This window comes from Agrobacterium sp. DSM 25558 (genome assembly GCF_900100825.1).
In the GTDB taxonomy this organism is placed as follows: Bacteria; Pseudomonadota; Alphaproteobacteria; order Rhizobiales; family Rhizobiaceae; genus Agrobacterium.
The window spans coordinates 1-17850 of sequence record NZ_FMUD01000011.1 but is presented as its reverse complement, the minus strand read 5'-3'; the positions used below and the strand labels follow the sequence as shown (position 1 = coordinate 17850).

16 protein-coding genes are annotated in these 17850 nt (G+C 57.8%); 8 read left to right on the top strand and 8 right to left on the bottom strand.

What is annotated here, in order from left to right; genetic code table 11:
* The first annotated feature begins 2 nt into the window (after positions 1-2).
* The 3 genes from DSM25558_RS11460 (at position 3) to DSM25558_RS11450 (ending at position 4289) form a co-directional block, all read left to right on the top strand.
* Positions 3-713 carry an ABC transporter ATP-binding protein gene (locus DSM25558_RS11460; RefSeq protein WP_077104858.1) on the top strand — a complete coding sequence of 237 codons (711 nt, stop codon included), beginning with the start codon at positions 3-5 and terminating at the stop codon, positions 711-713.
* On the top strand, positions 710-3268 hold the full coding sequence (locus DSM25558_RS11455) for an ABC transporter permease (RefSeq protein ID WP_077104856.1): 2559 nt from the start codon (positions 710-712) through the stop codon (positions 3266-3268). The genes DSM25558_RS11460 and DSM25558_RS11455 overlap by 4 nt, the downstream gene beginning before the upstream one ends.
* A 238-nt stretch (positions 3269-3506) precedes the next feature.
* On the top strand, positions 3507-4289 hold the full coding sequence (locus DSM25558_RS11450) for a Bax inhibitor-1/YccA family protein (RefSeq protein WP_077104854.1): 783 nt from the start codon (positions 3507-3509) through the stop codon (positions 4287-4289).
* 56 nt (positions 4290-4345) lie between these two features.
* Here DSM25558_RS11450 and DSM25558_RS11445 read toward each other — a convergent pair whose 3' ends face one another.
* The 3 genes from DSM25558_RS11445 to acnA form a co-directional block, all read right to left on the bottom strand.
* Entirely contained in the window at positions 4346-4738 is a 393-nt protein-coding gene (locus DSM25558_RS11445; protein ID WP_077104853.1) for a DUF2794 domain-containing protein, read from the bottom strand.
* A gap of 290 nt (positions 4739-5028) precedes the next feature.
* Entirely contained in the window at positions 5029-5784 is a 756-nt protein-coding gene (locus tag DSM25558_RS11440; protein ID WP_077105002.1) for a DUF1223 domain-containing protein, read from the bottom strand.
* Between the two features lie 206 nt (positions 5785-5990).
* The gene (gene acnA, locus DSM25558_RS11435) at positions 5991-8684 is read right to left on the bottom strand and encodes an aconitate hydratase AcnA (protein WP_077104851.1); all 2694 of its coding nucleotides are present in this window, start codon (positions 8682-8684) and stop codon (positions 5991-5993) included.
* A 271-nt stretch (positions 8685-8955) separates the two neighbouring features.
* Between acnA and ccmA the strand changes: the two genes are divergently transcribed.
* The 5 genes from ccmA to DSM25558_RS11410 all read left to right on the top strand — a co-directional run bounded on the left by ccmA (position 8956) and on the right by DSM25558_RS11410 (position 12083).
* Entirely contained in the window at positions 8956-9597 is a 642-nt protein-coding gene (gene ccmA, locus DSM25558_RS11430; RefSeq protein ID WP_077104849.1) for a heme ABC exporter ATP-binding protein CcmA, read from the top strand.
* 241 nt (positions 9598-9838) lie between these two features.
* Entirely contained in the window at positions 9839-10498 is a 660-nt protein-coding gene (gene ccmB / locus DSM25558_RS11425) for a heme exporter protein CcmB (protein ID WP_077104847.1), read from the top strand.
* A 45-nt stretch (positions 10499-10543) separates the two neighbouring features.
* Positions 10544-11314, top strand: a complete 771-nt coding sequence (locus DSM25558_RS11420; RefSeq protein ID WP_077104845.1) for a heme ABC transporter permease — start codon at positions 10544-10546, stop codon at positions 11312-11314.
* On the top strand, positions 11311-11487 hold the full coding sequence (gene ccmD / locus DSM25558_RS11415) for a heme exporter protein CcmD (protein ID WP_077104843.1): 177 nt from the start codon (positions 11311-11313) through the stop codon (positions 11485-11487). The genes DSM25558_RS11420 and ccmD overlap by 4 nt, the downstream gene beginning before the upstream one ends.
* Positions 11487-12083: a DsbE family thiol:disulfide interchange protein gene (locus DSM25558_RS11410; protein WP_077105001.1), complete on the top strand. Its 597-nt coding sequence runs from the start codon at positions 11487-11489 to the stop codon at positions 12081-12083. Before ccmD ends, DSM25558_RS11410 begins: the two co-directional genes overlap by 1 nt.
* A 2-nt stretch (positions 12084-12085) precedes the next feature.
* On the opposite strand, the gene DSM25558_RS11405 is transcribed toward DSM25558_RS11410, so the two are convergent.
* Genes DSM25558_RS11405 through dapF form a run of 5 tightly spaced genes read right to left on the bottom strand, consistent with a single transcriptional unit; the run spans position 12086 to position 16926 of the window.
* On the bottom strand, positions 12086-12682 hold the full coding sequence (locus DSM25558_RS11405) for a DUF2585 domain-containing protein (RefSeq protein WP_077104841.1): 597 nt from the start codon (positions 12680-12682) through the stop codon (positions 12086-12088).
* Entirely contained in the window at positions 12679-13329 is a 651-nt protein-coding gene (locus tag DSM25558_RS11400; protein WP_077104839.1) for a septation protein A, read from the bottom strand. Before DSM25558_RS11400 ends, DSM25558_RS11405 begins: the two co-directional genes overlap by 4 nt.
* Positions 13330-13331: 2 nt before the next feature.
* Positions 13332-14732, bottom strand: coding sequence for a signal recognition particle-docking protein FtsY (ftsY, locus tag DSM25558_RS11395; RefSeq protein WP_077105000.1), 1401 nt, complete (start codon positions 14730-14732; stop codon positions 13332-13334).
* 20 nt (positions 14733-14752) lie between these two features.
* A complete protein-coding gene (gene mtaB, locus DSM25558_RS11390) occupies positions 14753-16027 on the bottom strand; it encodes a tRNA (N(6)-L-threonylcarbamoyladenosine(37)-C(2))-methylthiotransferase MtaB (protein WP_077104837.1) in 1275 nt (424 codons plus the stop codon).
* Positions 16024-16926 (bottom strand): diaminopimelate epimerase, encoded by a 903-nt coding sequence (gene dapF / locus DSM25558_RS11385; protein WP_077104835.1) that lies wholly within the window; start codon positions 16924-16926, stop codon positions 16024-16026. Before dapF ends, mtaB begins: the two co-directional genes overlap by 4 nt.
* Between the last annotated feature and the right edge of the window lie 924 nt (positions 16927-17850).

Below are 17850 nucleotides of genomic sequence, written 5' to 3'. Positions count from 1 at the left end.
TTGTGACGAAAAGCATCATTGAGCTGAATAAGGCCGATCTCACCTTGGGAAATTCCGCTGCTTCCGTTCACGTTCTGAAGTCTATCGATCTGAACATCCACGAGGGTGAAGCGGTTGGCATCGTTGGACCTTCCGGTTCGGGCAAGTCGACGCTGCTGATGGTTCTGGCCGGGCTTGAGCGACTGGACAGTGGTGAGATCACAATTGCGGGAACGCAGCTGCACAAGCTCGGAGAAGACGCCCTCGCAGAATTTCGCGGCAAGAATGTCGGCATCGTGTTTCAGTCGTTTCATCTCATTGCCAATATGACCGCGCTGGAAAATGTCGCCGTGCCGCTGGAGCTGGCAAATGTCGCCAATCCCTTCGATATCGCCAAAAAAGAACTCGTGGCCGTCGGGCTGGGTGAGCGTCTCAACCATTATCCCGGCCAGCTGTCCGGTGGCGAGCAGCAGCGCGTGGCGATTGCCCGCGCACTTGCGCCATCACCTGCTGTACTGATCGCCGACGAGCCGACCGGCAATCTGGATACGGATACCGGCAAGCAGATTGCCGATCTCCTGTTTTCCAAACAGGCCGAGCGGGGCATGACGATGATTCTCGTAACTCATGATGTCTCTTTGGCTGCCCGATGCTCCCGCCAGATCAAGGTACGGTCCGGCCAGATCGAGGGCGACAGCGCGACGCCTGCCGCCGCTCAGGCGGTTTCCGCATGAGCCGTTTCATCCCGTCGCTGTTGAATGTCCGTAATGCTCTGCGGCTTGCCCGGCGTGAAATTCGCGGCGGATTTCGCGGATTTTACATTTTTCTCGCCTGCATCGCGCTTGGCACCGGTGCCATTGCCGCCGTAAATTCTGTGTCGCGCGCAGTCACCAGTTCCATTGCAACAGAAGGTCAATCCATTCTGGCGGGCGATGTGCGCTTCGAACTGCGCAACCGCGAAGCAACAGACGAAGAGCGCGCCTATATGGACGGTCTTGGTCAGGTCGCTGTATCGAGCGGACTTCGCTCCATGGCACGGCTTGCGGATGGTTCGCAGCAGACGCTGACAGAGGTGAAGGCGGTCGACAATGCCTATCCGCTCTACGGTGCTTTCGAGGCTGAACCCGTGGCACCCTTGCCTGAACTGCTTGCCAAGCAGGGCGACGCTTACGGTGCGGTCGCGGCTCCCTTGCTGTTGGAGCGGTTGGGCATCAAGATCGGCGACGAGCTGTTGCTGGGCAATGTTCGTCTCAAGTTGTCGGGAACGGTCGTCAATGAGCCTGATGCTTTGTCGGATGGTTTCGGCTTTGCGCCACGCCTGGTGGTCAGCCGCGATGCGTTGGCGGCATCCGGCCTGATACAGGCAGGTAGCCTCGTGGAGCATGCCTATAAAATTCGCCTCACCGATACATCGAAACGCGCGACGATCACCGAAGACACCAACGCGGCATTTCCGAGTGCAGGCTGGTCCATTCGTACCAGTGACCGCGCAGCGCCATCGTTGACGGAGAACGTCAATCGTTTCTCGCAGTTCCTCACGCTGGTTGGCCTCACGGCACTGATCGTTGGCGGCGTCGGCGTTGCCAATGCCGTTCGCGCCTTTCTCGATTCCAAACGCACGACCATCGCCTCGCTGAAATGCCTCGGCGCACCGGCCAGCGTCGTGACCATGACATACCTGTTCCAGATCGCGTTCATTGCCATCATCGGCATTTTGATTGGGCTGATGCTTGGTGCGGTGACGCCGCTGATCGCGATGCGTTTTCTGGAAGGCGTGCTGCCTGTTCCGAATGAACTGGCGATTTATCCCGGTCCTTTGTTTCTGGCGGCGGTTTTCGGTTTGCTGACCACGCTTGCCTTTGCCGTTCTGCCGCTAGGGCAGGCGCGCGAGGTGCCCGCAACGGCGCTTTTCCGCGAGCAGGGTTTTGAGGAAAACCGTCTGCCGTCCTGGCCTTACCTTCTCGCAACCACTGTTCTTTTAGCTGCCCTTGCGGCCTTGGCCATCTATTCGGCTGAGGAGCGTTATATCGCCTCGGTGTTCCTCGCCGCCGTCGCTTTCGCCTTCGTCGTGCTGCGGCTGGTGGCGTGGGGCATCAAAGCGGTTGCCAAGCGCAGCCCGCGTGTTCACTCAGCGGCATTGCGCCTTGCCATCGGCAATATTCACCGTCCGGGCGCGCTGACCCCATCCGTCGTCTTGTCGCTAGGCCTTGGCCTGACGCTGCTCGTGACCCTGACCCTGATAGACGGAAATCTGCGTCGCGAGTTGACCGGCAGCCTGCCGGAGAGAGCTCCCAACTTCTTCTTTGTCGATATTCAGGGAACGGATCGTGATGGTTTCCGCAGCCTCGTTCAGCGCGAAGCCCCCGAAGGCGTGTTGACCGAAGTGCCGATGCTGCGTGGTCGTATTCTTGCTTTGAACGGCCAGGACGTCACCAAAATGGAGGTTCCACCGGCGGGTCGCTGGGTTCTGCGCGGAGATCGCGGCATTACCTATGCACAGGATCTGCCTGACAATGCCAAACTGTCACAAGGCACATGGTGGGACAAGGATTACAGCGGTGAACCGCTTGTTTCCTTCGCCTCCGAGGAGGCTGGCGAACTTGGCCTGAAGCTCGGGGATAGCGTCACTGTCAATGTTCTGGGACGCAACATCACCGCAAAGATCGCCAATCTGCGTGATGTTCAGTGGGAATCGCTATCGCTGAATTTCGTCATGGTGTTCTCGCCCAATACGTTCCGGGGTGCTCCGCATTCATGGCTTGCAACGCTGTCTGATCCCTCGGCAACGCCAGCCAAGGAAGGCGAAATCCTTCGCACCGTGACCAATGCCTATCCCACCATCACCAGCGTTCGGGTGAAAGATGCGCTGGATGTGGTCAACCGGCTGGTCGATCAACTGGCCACCGCCATTCGCGCAGCCGCTTCCGTTGCGCTCATTGCATCGGTGCTGGTTCTGGCCGGTGCGCTTGCCGCCGGCAACCGCGCCCGCACGCATGATGCCGTCATCCTGAAGACGCTCGGCGGCACCCGGGCCATGCTGATCCGCGCTTTTTCCTATGAATATATGATGCTTGGATTGGCAACCGCCGTCTTTGCGCTTCTTGCAGGTGGTGTGTCGGCATGGTTCGTCATTGCCAGCATCATGAAGCTTCCGTCGAGCTTTCTGCCGGATGTCGCCATCGGGACGATCGTGGTGGCGCTGGTCATGACCGTTGGTATTGGCCTCATCGGCACGTGGAGAATTTTGGGGCAGAAGGCGGCACCAGTTCTGCGCCAGGCGGGCGAGTGATACGAAAAGTTGTGCGTCACTTAACTTTAACGATTAATCGGGGTCCAAGATCGCCAAAACGTTATCGATTTTCACGCATACGGTGTTTTTTCGGTTCTTAAAGCTCTTGTATCTATAAAGCGATATCATCATATTCTTTGGTAGGCTTGCTGTAGCTCCGCAGCGGCGCCTGGGATATGGTCGCAATGACGACGATATGCCGACACCGTAGCAATTTCGGAGCTCAAAAGAGGTAACTATGTCTGATTTCAACAATTACCAGAACCGCATGGCCCAGGGTCGTGCACAATCTGGTGCCATGATCGATGAAGGTCTGCGCACCTATATGCTAAAGGTCTATAACCTGATGGCTGTAGGTCTTGCGATCACCGGTGTTGCTGCATTTCTAACGATCATGCTGGCAACCACGAACGATCCTTCCGCTGCCGCCGCTACACTTCCTAACGGCAAGATGTTGACTGGCCTCGGTGTTGCCCTTTACGGCTCGCCGTTGCGCTGGGTCGTCATGCTCGCGCCGCTTGCCATGGTATTCTTCCTCAGCTTCCGCATTCAGAAAATGAGTGTTCCGGCTGCACAGGGTACTTTCTGGGGTTATGCTGCGCTGATGGGTCTGTCCCTGTCGTCGATCTTCCTGGTCTATACCGGCCAGAGCATCGTCCAGACGTTCTTCATCACGGCTGCTTCCTTCGGTGCGCTGTCGCTTTACGGCTACACGACCAAGAAGGACCTGTCCGGCATGGGCTCGTTCCTGATCATGGGTCTGTTCGGCCTCATCATCGCGTCGGTCGTGAACATCTTCCTGCAGTCGTCCGCCATGGGCTTTGCGATCTCCGCCATCGGCGTGCTGATCTTCGCGGGTCTGACGGCTTATGACACGCAGAAGATCAAGGAAATGTATTTCGATGGTGACGACGTTGCCACGGCTGGCCGCAAGGCCATCATGGGCGCGCTGACGCTCTACCTCGACTTCATCAACCTCTTCATGTTCCTGCTGCAGTTTCTTGGAAACCGCGACAAGTAAGTCTGGTTGATACGATATGGAAAAGGCGGCCCTCCAGCCGCCTTTTTTTGTTTCACTCACTTTATCAGTTTTAGCACCTTGTCGAAGACTTTCAGAACCTGTTGCAGGTCCTGGCCACGCTTCAGAACGCGGCCGTCTACGTTGATAACGCTGAATGCCCCCTGCTTGGCGGCAAGCTTGGGGTTCTTCTCTATCCGAAACAGCGGCATTTCGCCGGAGCGTTTGAAGACGGAGAACACGGCCTTGTCCTTCAGATGGTCAATGGCATAATCGCGCCACTCTCCCTCGCCCACAATTTGTCCATAGATACGTAAAATGGCATCCAGCTCACGACGGTGAAAGGTGATCGGAAGCGCATCCTTGCTTTGCTTGTACTCCCGAAGATCGATGATGGATGAGCTATCTCTCGAAGATGAACCTGCTCGCTGCAAATCCGGCTGATCAGTCATCAGGCAACCTCGCTCAACTGCACATGACATAGGAATGACAGTCTGACGGCAGGCTAGCCAAATTGCAAGTCTTGCCATGGCATCAAAAAACGCACTGAAAATGGTAATGATTTGGGCAGCTCGCGCAGCAGCAAATGCCCTATTTCGGTCAAATCATGGCCCGAATTGGATGTGATACAGCTATTGTCAATTGATGCCTAGGCACCAAGATGACCCGGTCCGGTGCATTGACCCTTTACCCCCAGCCCCCAATGCCCGGATCGGATCTACTCCAGACAGCTGGGTTAATCTCAATTTTCAGATGGCAGAAGAACGCTCGCACCGATGATGGCTGCTGGGTTTCCTTGCGCATCCTTCGTCTGCAACAGAACCGCGCATCCGCCGTTTTTCGCTTTGCTCATCACGCTCGCAGGCAGCTTCACTGCCATGGACTTGCCATCCCACATGCCCACTGTCTGGACGTCATAGACGCTGTGCCAGTAGGAAATCTTCTTTCCTTCGTTTTCGCCCTTCTGCACGTCAACGATCTGCTCACGCGTGAAATATGCAACGACGACATCCGCCTTGCCCTGGCCGGCACCAATATCGATGGCGATCTCGTCTTCGATGCGTTGTGCTTTCACCGGCACGCTCAGGCCCTCGCCTTCGCTCTTGAAAGTATCGAGCCTGTTGTAGATCGCTTGAATATCCGCGCCCTTGACGTGGTCGCGGCCATTGACGACGGCCTGCGGCGTATAGACATTGTTACGGCCCAGAGCCCGCGCATAGCCATACTGACGCTCGGTGTTTTCCTTCGATGCAAGCGAATCTGCCCAGCCGAGATAATTCCAGTAATCGACGTGATACGACAAACCGATCACGTCACCCTTCTGGATCAGTTTGCGCAATGTCTCGTCTGCAGGCGGGCACGAGGCGCAGCCTTGCGATGTGAAAAGCTCGACAACGCCTTTCACCTGTTGCTCCTGCGCGTAAGCGGAGGTCGCAATCAGTGCGCTGAACATGCACAGCGAAAGACGAAATGTCAGAGACCCATATTTCAGAGGCATTGCGAAACCCTTGTCTGGACGCCTTTCCAGACCATTGATGCTATCAATATATGTCGGGACGCGACGGCGAAAATAGCGCCGAAATCCCTTCAATAGAAAGTCACGATGGGGTGAGGGCCGATCACGAAACCAAAGGCCATCCCCACACTCTTACGCAAAAACGCCGGGATTGCTCCCGGCGTTTTGCATCTTCATGACTGCGGGGCTTATGCAGCCAGATCGCGAAGAACGGTCTGCAGAATGCCGCCATTGTTCATGTAGATCACTTCATCCAGCGTATCGATGCGGCAAAGGAGCGGAACGTCCTTCACGGTGCCGTCGCCATAGGTGATCTTGGCAATCTTCTTCTCGCGCGGCTTGATGTCGCCTTCGAGACCGTCGATCTCGACGGTTTCATCGCCCTTGAGGTTGAGGCTTGCCCATGTCGTGCCTTCCTCGAAGACGAACGGGACAACGCCCATGCCGACGAGGTTGGAGCGGTGAATACGCTCAAACGACTGCGCGATGACAGCCTTCACGCCAAGCAGGTTTGTACCCTTGGCAGCCCAGTCACGCGAAGAGCCGTTGCCGTATTCGACGCCAGCGAAGATGACGAGCGGAATGCCCTCGGCCTTGTACTGCATGGCCGCATCGTAAATCGACATCTCTTCCTTGGACGGATAGTGGATGGTGTAGCCACCTTCCTTGCCGTTTGGCCCAAGCATGTGGTTGCGAATACGGATGTTGGCGAACGTGCCGCGCATCATCACTTCGTGGTTGCCACGACGCGTGCCGTACTGGTTGAAGTCGGCAACACCCACGCCGTTGTCGGTGAGGTAGGCACCGGCAGGAGAGGCAGCCTTGATCGAACCGGCCGGAGAAATGTGGTCGGTGGTGATCTTGTCGCCGAAGAGACCGAGAACACGTGCGCCCTTGATGTTCTTGAGGCCCGTGCCGGTCTTGCCCATGCCCACGAAGTAAGGCGGGTTCTGCACATAGGTCGACTTGTCGTCCCAGGCATAGGTCTGGCCTGGAGGAACCTGAACGGCCTGCCAGTTCTCGTCGCCCTTGAACACGTCCGCATATTTGGACTCGTAGAGTTCGCGGGTGACGTATTTCAGTATGAATTCCTGAATTTCAGCAGATGTCGGCCAGATGTCCTTGAGGTAAACAGGGTTGCCGTCCTGATCTTCGCCGAGAGGCTCTGTGGTCAGGTCCTTCTGAACCGTGCCAGCCAGCGCGTAAGCAACGACGAGCGGCGGGGAGGCGAGGTAGTTCGCCTGAACGTCCGGCGAGATACGGCCTTCGAAGTTACGGTTGCCGGAGAGAACGCCAGCGGTGATCAGACCCTTGTCGTTGATGGTCTTGGAGATCGGTGCTGGCAGCGGGCCGGAGTTGCCGATGCAGGTCGTGCAGCCGAAGCCGACGAGGTTGAAGCCGATGGCATCCAGATCCTTCTGAAGGCCGGACTTTTCGAGATATTCGCCAACGACCTGAGATCCTGGCGCGAGCGAAGTCTTGACCCAGGGCTTGGATGTCAGGCCCTTTGCCACTGCGTTGCGGGCCAGAAGTCCGGCAGCAATCAGAACCGATGGGTTGGACGTGTTGGTGCAGGATGTGATGGCGGCAATGGCAACGTCGCCATGGCCGAGATCGAAATCCGTGCCTTCGACAGGGTAGCGGTTGTCGAGCTGGCCGGGCTTCTTGTACTCGGTTTCGAGCGATGTCGCAAAACCGGAGGCAATGCCTTCCAGCGAGATGCGGCCTTCAGGACGCTTTGGACCAGCCATGGATGGCACGACTTCGCCGAGGTCGAGTTCCAGCGTGTCGGTGAAGACGAGTTCGGCACCGTCGCCGGTGCGCCACATGTCCTGCGCCTTGGAATAGGCTTCCACCAGCGCGATGCGGTCCTTTGTGCGGCCAGACATCGTCAGGTAGTTGATGGTTTCGCTGTCAACCGGGAAGAAGCCGCAGGTCGCGCCGTATTCCGGACCCATGTTGCCGATGGTGGCACGGTCGGCCAGCGTCATCGAATCAAGGCCGGGGCCGAAGAATTCGACAAACTTGGAAACAACGCCCTTCTTGCGCAGCATTTGAACGACGGTCAGCACGAGGTCGGTTGCGGTGACGCCTTCCTTGACCTTGCCCGTCAGCTTGAAGCCGATGACTTCAGGCAGAAGCATGGAAACCGGCTGTCCAAGCATGGCCGCTTCGGCTTCGATACCGCCAACGCCCCAGCCCAGAACGCCCAGACCATTGATCATGGTCGTGTGGCTGTCGGTGCCGACGCATGTGTCGGGGTAAGCGATGGTCTCGCCGTCTTCTTCCTTGGTCCAGACGGTCTGGCCAAGATATTCAAGGTTCACCTGGTGACAGATGCCTGTGCCGGGCGGAACGACGCGGAAGTTCTTGAACGCCTGCTGGCCCCATTTCAGGAAGCGGTAACGCTCGCCGTTGCGCTCATATTCCAGCTCAACGTTGCGGGCAAAGGCCGTCGGCGTGCCGAATTCATCAACGATAACAGAGTGGTCGATGACGAGATCGACAGGAACGAGCGGGTTGATCTTTTCAGGATCGCCACCCAGAGCCACCATCGCATCGCGCATGGCGGCAAGGTCGACCACGGCTGGAACGCCGGTGAAGTCCTGCATCAGAACGCGGGCAGGGCGGTAGGCGATTTCGTTTTCGACGCGACCCTTGTTGTTCAGCCAGTCGGCAACAGCGGTGATGTGTTCCTTGGTAACGGTCTGGCCGTCTTCAAAGCGCAGCAGGTTCTCAAGCAGAACCTTCATCGAATAGGGAAGCTTCGAAACGCCCGTAAGGCCATTCGCTTCCGCCTTCGGCAGACTGAAATAGGTATAGTCCTTACCGTCAACGGTAAGAATGGAGCGACAATTGAAACTGTCTAGAGATTTAGCCACGGATAGAAACCCCGCTTCCTCTGAGTAGCCAACACGCGCGTGCGGACCCCTGTGCACAGGTGCACATCAGGATGCGGGTACGGTCATTTCCGCTGTCCGCACGAGAAGCTGCTTTCGCAACGTCAGGTCCGGCGCCGTATGATGATCACGCCGACCGCTGGCGTGGTTGACACCCATATAGATAATTTCTCAGAAACGTGCCAGACCGGAAGACGCCCTTAATCGATTTTTTTGCCATCGAGATGATTAAAATCTTAAACGAGATGATCCCATGCTGCTGACAGCAGAAAATCTCGCCGCCCGCCGCGGCGAAGATTTGATATTCATGAATGTTTCCTTCAAGTTAACGGGCGGGCAGGCTCTGGTGCTGACGGGACCGAACGGGTCAGGAAAGTCGACGCTTTTGCGTGTTGTTGCGGGGCTTTTGCAGCCGGAAGCGGGAACCGTAAAGATAGCCGGCGAAGGGATAGAAAGTGACACCCGCGCCTATGAGGCCAGCCATTATCTCGGCCACCGAAATGCAATGAAACAGGAACTGAGCGTTTTCGAAAACCTCGACTTCTGGAGGAAGTTTCTGGGCGATTTCAGTGGCGGCACGTCTGATGGTATTGAGAAGGCCGCAGAAATTGTCGGTTTGGCTGGCATCATGCATTTGCCATTCGGCTACCTCTCGGCAGGTCAACAACGCCGATTCGCAATGGCCAAGCTGCTGGTTGCGTGGCGGCCGATCTGGATATTGGATGAACCGACTGCCGCTTTGGATGAGAGCGCGGATGTGATGTTTACGGGGTTGGTGGAAGCGCATTTGGCAAATGGAGGCATCGTGATTGCTGCGACCCATCAGCCGCTTGGGCTGGAGGGTGCGCAGGAATTGCGGATGACGGGGTTTGCTGGGGTGGAGACAGCATGGTGATTGTCGAATATGCCGCTACCCCCCTCTGCCCTGCCGGGCATCTCCCCCACAGGTGGGGAGATCGGCAAGACGCGCGCTCCTCACTCAAATCTCAAGGTTTTAGATTGCCGAAAGGTCGCCGCGAGTCGATCTCCCCCCTTGTGGGGGAGATGTCCGGCAGGACAGAGGGGGGTAGCCACACCCACCGAACCCATCCTTCATCCACGCGGTGCGATCTGACCTACCCCGAGAGAGCTACCCCATGATCGCCCTCTTCCTCCGAGACCTCAAACTCTCCATCCGCGCTGGCGGCGGTGCCCTCATCGGCGTTCTCTTTTTCATGACCGTCGTCGCCGTCATTCCCTTCGGCGTCGGCCCTGATCTTAATCTTCTGTCGCGCATCGGCCCGGCCATCGTCTGGATCGGCGCATTGCTGGCAGCCCTTCTTGGCCTAGATCGGCTGTTTCAGGCGGAACGCGACGATGGCTCGCTCGATCTCATCCTCATGCAGGAAAATCCGCTCGTTTTGACCGTACTGGTCAAATGTCTGGCGCATTGGACGGCCACCAGCCTGCCGCTTGTCATCGCCTCGCCGCTGCTCGGCCTCTTCATGAATATGAGCGAAGTGGCCATTGGTGCTGTCATGCTGACGTTGCTGGTCGGCTCACCGGCGCTGACCTTCATCGGCGCGGTTGGTGCGGCGGTGGCTGTGGCTTTGCCACGCGGCGGTTTGCTGGTGTCCATCCTCGTGTTGCCGCTTTGCATTCCGGTGCTGATTTTCGGGGTCAGCGCCTCCTATGCGGCCGTTCAGGATCCCGCACCTTTCATACCGCCATTTCTGATTCTGATCGCGATCACACTTTTTTCATCGGTCGTGGGGCCGTTCTTCGCTGCTTTGGCATTGCGCAGTTCCATGGATTGATAAGGATCAATTGCCGTCATCCCGGTCCCAATGTAGAAAGACGCCATGAGCGACAAGAGCCTTGCGATTACCAAGTTCAGTGACCTTGCCAACCCGACGCGGTTTCTGGCATTGGCATCTCGTCTATTGCCGTGGCTGGCAGGGCTTTCAGCGCTCTGTCTCGCTGCCGGCCTCTACATGGCCTTCACCACCGATAGCGATTATCAGCAGGGCAATACCGTGCGCATCATGTATGTGCATGTGCCCGCCGCCTGGCTTTCGATGATGTGTTATACCGTCATGGCAGTGGCGGCGATCGGTACGCTGGTCTGGCGTCACCCGCTGGCGGATGTCGCGCATAAATCCGCGACGCCCATCGGTGCTGCCTTCACGCTGATTGCGCTTGTCACCGGCTCCCTATGGGGCAAGCCCATGTGGGGAACGTGGTGGGTGTGGGATGCGCGGTTGACGTCCGTCTTCATCCTGTTTCTGATGTATCTCGGACTCATCGCCTTCAACAAAGCGATGGACGACCCGTCCAAGGCAGCGCGTGTCAGTGCGGTGCTCATCCTTGTCGGTTTCGTCAACATCCCGATCATTAAGTTTTCCGTGGAGTGGTGGAATACGTTGCACCAGCCTGCCAGCGTTCTGCGGCTCAGCGGCCCGGCCATCGCATCCGAGTTTCTGTGGCCGCTGCTGACCATGGCTGTTGGCTTCACATTGCTGTTCTTCACCCTGCATATTGCTGCCATGCGCAATGAAATCTGGCGCAGACGCATATCCGTCCAGCGCCGACTGGCTGCGCGGATGGCGAGTAGAGAGGCTGCAAAATCATGAGCCACGCATTTTATATCGGCATGTCCTATGGTCTGACCGGCCTTATCGTTGCCATTCTGATTGGCTGGATCACCTTGGACGGGCGTGCCCGCAAACGTGAAATGGCTGAACTGGAAGCCTCCGGCATTCGCCGCCGTAGCCGCACTGCCTCGGTGGAGCAACCGACACCATGATGAAAGACACGGAGCGCGCTCCCGCCCCCTCGCGCGGGAAGTCACGTTATATTCTGGCGCTTTTGCCGCTGCTGGCCTTTGCGGGCTTTGCCGCCATTGCCGCGAAAATGCTGTATGAGCAGGACGTCAATGGTCTCGATGTCAGTGCCATTCCATCGGCGTTGATCAATACCAAAGCCCCATCTTTGTCGTTGCCGCCGCTGGAGGGTGCCAATGTTCCAGCCCTTAATGACGCTGCCATCAAGGGCAAGCTGACCCTCGTCAATGTCTTTGCATCCTGGTGTGTGCCGTGTCGGCAGGAGCACCCGATGTTGAAGGAACTGGCCAAGGATGAGCGGTTGAATATCGTCGGCATCAACTACAAGGACAAATCCGACAACGCCTTACGGTTTCTGGGCGAACTCGGAAATCCCTACGCCGCCATCGGCATTGATCCAAATGGCAAGGCGGCCATCGACTGGGGTGTCTATGGCATCCCCGAGACCTATCTGGTCGGTAAGGACGGCACCATCGTCTACAAAAAGGTCGGACCTATCGATGCCGCGACCTATGAGCGGGACATGATTCCGGCCATCGAAAAGGCCGCCGCCGATTAAGTTCAGGGTGTTGGAAGCGCGTTCTGCCATTCCTTGATGGCATCGATGGGTGCTACCAGCATCACGACATTCAAGGTCAGATTATCTCGGATCAGCCAGCCAGTGAAAATTTCTAAGAAAATGGCAACCACAATCGTCAGCCAGATCGGCACGCGCGCGGCGAAGAAGAAGCCCAGCACCATGAAAACGGTGTCCATGGCCGAATTCAAAATGCTGTCACCGCTGTAGCCTAGCGCCATGGTGGCGGTGCGGTAGCGGTCGATGATGATGGGCGAGTTTTCGAGAAGTTCCCAGGCGGCCTCGATGAGGACTGCGAAGGACAGACGGAAACCGATCGAATGTTTGCGAAACAGCAGCCATGCCAGTCCGTAAAACAGGAAGCCGTGGATGATGTGCGATGGCGTGTACCAGTCGGCCAGATGCTGTGAATTGCCTGGCGTATTCACGCCCGGTTCGAACAGCTTCACATAACCGCATTCGCAGATGGGAACGCGGCCCATGAAATACAAAATGACGATCTGCAACAGCAGAATTCCTGCGGCCACGCCAAACCAGATATGGGAGGAGGGGCGGGAGCCGGGCATCTGCGCAGGTGTCATTTCTTGTCTTTCGTCAAAGGCTCAACCGAATGGCGCATGATGAGCGGCATCTGCGCCATGGTGAAGAGGATGGTGATGGGCATCGTGCCCCAGACCTTGAAGGCGACCCATGTGTCGGTGGAAAATCCGCGCCAGACGACTTCGTTCAAAACCGCCAGGAACAGGAAGAAGAAGCCCCAGCGAAAGGTCAGCTTGCGCCAGCCCTCTTCATTCAGCTTGAAAGCGGAATTGAAGACATAGCCCAGCAGCGAATGGCCGAACAGCAGCCCACCGAGCAGGATGACGCCGAACAGCGCGTTGACGATGGTCGGCTTCATTTTGATGAAGGTGTCGTTTTGCAGGTAGAGCGTCAGCGCACCGAAAACGAGGACGACGATACCCGAGATCAGCGGCATCATCGGCAGGGTGCGGGTGAGAATCCAAGATACGGTGAGCGCAAGAGCCGTGGCGATCATGAACAGACCGGTGGCAATGAAGATCGGGCCACCGAATTCCGTCAGCACGGGAAAGGTGCTTGCCAGCCACTCTCCACGGGAATTGGCGAAGAAGAACACGACCAGCGGTCCAAGCTCCAGCACGAATTTCAGCAGCGGGCTGATCTCGCGGACCATTTTTTCGCTTTCGCGCTGATTGCTTTCCACGTCCATACTCATACTCCCGCAATCGCTTTGGCGAAATCTTCCGCCTCGAATGGCTCCAGATCGTCAACGCCTTCGCCGACGCCGATGAAATACACCGGCAATTTGTGTTTGGCAGCGATAGCAACGAGGATACCGCCGCGGGCCGTGCCATCCAATTTTGTCATAATCAGGCCGGACACACCTGCAACATTGCGGAAAATTTCCACCTGGTTGAGAGCGTTCTGGCCCGTCGTCGCATCCAGCGTCTGCAAGACCGTGTGCGGTGCGTCCGGATCGAGCTTACCCAGCACGCGCACGATCTTTTCAAGCTCGTCCATCAGCTCGGTCTTGTTCTGCAAGCGGCCAGCCGTATCGATGATCAGCACGTCACACTTCTTGGTGCGTGCCTGCTCGAACGCATCATAGGCGAGACCGGCTGCATCGGCACCCAGCTTGGTGCCGATGAATTCCGATCCTGTACGGTCGGCCCAAATCTTCAGCTGCTCGATGGCGGCGGCGCGGAATGTATCTCCTGCGGCCAGCATGACCTTGAGGCCGGAGCCGGAAAGTTTTGCCGCGAGCTTGCCGATGGTGGTCGTCTTGCCGGTGCCGTTGACGCCGACGACGAGAATAACATGCGGCTTGTGCGACAGATCAAGCTCCAGAGGCTTGGCCACGGGTGCCAGAACCTTGGTGATTTCACCGGCCATGATGCGGGCCACGTCCTCGCCGCTGACATCCTTGCCGTAACGTTCCGACGACAAGGCGCCGGTGATGCGCATGGCGGTTTCAAGGCCAAGATCGGACTGGATCAGCAGATCCTCCAGCTCATCCAGCGTGTCCTCATCCAGCTTGCGCTTGGTGAACAGCGCCGAAATCTGGCTGGTGAGTTGCATGGAGGTGCGCGACAGTCCGGCGCGCAGGCGCTGGAACCAGGAGAGTTTCTGTTCTGGTTCAGCTTCAACCAGGACCACACGCTCGCTCGGCAATGAAAAGCCTTTCGGCAGAGCGGACAGCACGGGCGCAGGAGCAGCCTCGGTCGTCTCCGTTTCGCTTGCGGTGACGGCTTCTGCCTCATCCAGCAATGCGTCCATGGCCACGGTGTCGAGCGGCGCATCGATATCCATGGGTTCCTGCGCTTCGGCTTCCGCCTGCAACAGGGACAGCGGCACGATGCCCATATCGCCAACTTCTTCAGGGCCGGGGAGGAGCGGCGCGTCTTCTTCCAGCGGCGCGGTATCGCTTTCCGTATCCGGGGCAGGGCCGCCTGCGGTTTCCATTTCCAGATCGGAAACGGGGTCTTCCGCCAAAGGCGTATGCTCCTCGGCCTCGATCAGAACCTCTTCAAAGGTGGCATCGCTTTCCGGCTTGTCCGTCTCGGTCTTGTCCTTGCCGAAGGAGAAGACTTTTTTGATGAAGCCGAGGGCCATGATCGTTCCGTATTGTTCCGTCAGGCTGCCTGCGCAGCCAGACATTGCATATCTAAGTGTTTCCCGTTGTGACCGGTAATCAGCACCTGCGCAAGTGTGCGGGCGGCAAGATCGGGGGCTGCAACGAGTGTGAAATTGTTGGTGTGCGCAAAGCCTCTGTTTTCAACGAGAACGGTCTGTTCGGTGCCGACCATCTGGTCGAGATGCGCATGGCGCAAAATCTCGCCGCGCTCACGAAGCCGGGCCGCCCGCTGCTTGATCAGCCCACGGTCCAGTTGCGGCATGCGCGCAGCGGGTGTGCCGGGACGCGGGCTGTAAGGGAAGACGTGCAGGTTGGAAATGCCGCATTCTTCCGCAAGCGTTGCGGCATTTTCGAACATGTCTTCGGTTTCAGTCGGGAAGCCGGCGATCATATCCGCGCCGAAAGCGATTTCGGGCCGCAGTGCCCTGACCTGATGACAGAAGGCAATGGCATCTGCGCGCATGTGGCGGCGCTTCATGCGTTTCAGGATCATGTCATCGCCATGCTGGAGCGACAGATGCAGATGCGGCATGAAGCGCGGCTCATCCGCGATCAGGTCCATGAGGTGCTTGTCGGCTTCGATGCTGTCGATGGAGGAGAGGCGTAGCCGCAAAATCTCCGGCACCTGCTTCAGCAGCGTCTTGGCCAGATAACCAAGTGATGGCTCACCTGGCAGGTCTGCACCATAGCTGGTGGCATCCACGCCCGTCAGTACAATTTCGCAATAGCCGTTTTCGGTCAGTTTGCGGGCCTGTTCGACTACGGCACCCATGGGAACCGAGCGGGAGTTGCCGCGTCCATAGGGAATGATGCAGAAGGTGCAGCGGTGGTCACAGCCGTTCTGCACCTGAATGAAGGCGCGCACATGCCCGTCTATATGCTTGATCATCTGCGGCGCGGTGGCCTTGATGCTCATGATATCGTTGACGCGCAATTTTTCTTCAGCCGATACGCCAAAATCCGGTAAAGCGCGGTAGGAGGCGCTTGTCAGCTTCTCCTCATTGCCCAGCACGGCGTCCACTTCCGGCATCTCGGCAAAGGTCTCTTTTTCCGTCTGCGCGGCGCAGCCGGTGACGATGATGCGGGCATGCGGATTTTCCCGGCGGGCGCGGCGGATGGCGGAGCGTGCCTGACGCACCGCTTCGCCGGTGACGGCGCAGGTGTTGACCAGCACGGCATTGTTCAGCCCTGCCTTTTCAGCCTGCGCCCGCATCACTTCCGATTCGTAGGTGTTGAGGCGGCAGCCGAAGGTTATGACCTCGACGCCACTCATAAAGCCGCCTTTTCTTGGGCCGCATCGTGAGCCCAAGTGCCGGTGACGGGGTCGACTGTGCCAGCCCATTCCCATTCTGCAGGGCCGGTCATGACCACATGATTGTCCTCACGCCATTCGATGGTGAGCGGAATGCGAACAGGGCTGGACGCCACATCGATTTCAACGGTGCGGCCGGTGCGCCCGGTACGGGCGGCGGAAACGGCAGCGGCGCAGGCGGCAGAACCGCAGGCCAGCGTTAGCCCCGCGCCGCGCTCAAAGGTGCGGGTGCGCAAGGCGGTGTCGGAGATGACCTGTGCCAGCGTGATATTGGCCTTTTCCGGAAACATAGGATGGTTTTCCAGCAGCGGGCCGAAGCGCTCCAGATCGAATTCCATCGGATCGCTGTTCACCCAGAACACCGCGTGCGGATTGCCCATGGACATGACGGCTGGCGAATGCAGCACGGGGTTGTCGATAGGCCCGATCTGAAGCTCGATGCGGCTGGTATCGTGGAATTCTTCGGCCAGTGGAATGTCGTTCCAGCTAAAGCGGGGCATGCCCATATCGACGGAAATCGTGCCGTCTTCATGCTCGCTGGCGTTCAAAATGCCCGCAACGGTCTGGAAGGTGAAGGTCTTCTTGCCTGTCTCGGATGCCAGTGCCTGTACGACGCAACGGGTGCCATTGCCACAGGCTTGCGCCTTGGTGCCATCGCAATTGAGGATGTCGATATAGGCATCCGTGCCCTGTGCGCGCGGATCGTGGATGGCCATGATCTGGTCGAAAGCGGTTTCCGCATCGGCATTCAGTGCGATGGCCGCCTGCGGTGTGACCATATCCTTGCGGCCGCGCATATCTACAACAAGGATCTTGTTACCAAGCCCGTTCATCTTCGCAAATTCGACCGTATCAGACATGATCCTAAACCTGTTGGGGGTAATCGCGCAGCATGGCTGCGCAGTTGCCTCTATATGGCGGAAATGATGGGGAATTACCAGTGTTTGGTGAGGTGTTGCGTTTGGCAATGCGTTGAGCGCCGGAGCAAGCTCGCCCCCCTCTGCCTGCCGGCATCTCCCCCACAGGTGGGGAGATCGGCTGGGGCGGGCACGGCTGGGTTATCTCTCCCCTTGTGGGAGAGAAAGCGATTTCAACATTTAGCTTCAGCTAAGTGTTAGAAATCGCAAGTGAGGGGTTTCCACTCGGCGCAAGCAGCAAACCCCTCACCTGAAAAATCTATGACTTAGCTAAAGCTAAGATCATGATTTTTCTTCCTCTCCCACAGGGGGAGAGGTAACCCTGCTGCGGCATGCTCTGTCCTCATGCTGTATGCTGAGCATTTCGGCCAACCACACCCTCCGTCCTCATGCTGAGGTGCTTTGACCGAAGGACAAAGCCTCGAAGCATCCGGCCGCGCACTCTGCCCCAAGCTCGCAACCCCCGTCCTTCGAGGCTGCGGCTTCGCCTCCGCGCCTCAGGATGAGGGTTGCTGCCGTTGCGGTCGGCATCTACCGTTGCGGTCGGCATCTACCGTTGCCTGAGGCAAAACAATTGCCTTCAGCCACACCTGCCATCACTAATCCCAATCCTATCAAAAATCCCGGCCACCGCTTACGCAAGCTTCGCCGTTCACGCGGCAGCATCTGCCCGTGGCTTGATCTGTTCTCAGTGTCCCATAACCATTCTCGGCCATGGTATATCGGACGGGGCGCTGCAAGCTGCCTCGTTGGGTAGTTTAGATATGGCACCTCACAGCGCCCCGTTCGGCGGTTTGTGTCCGCCAGCGATCTTCTTGCCATGGCTGGCGTGTCCCGGATGGCAAAGGGGAAACCTTGCCGGATAAC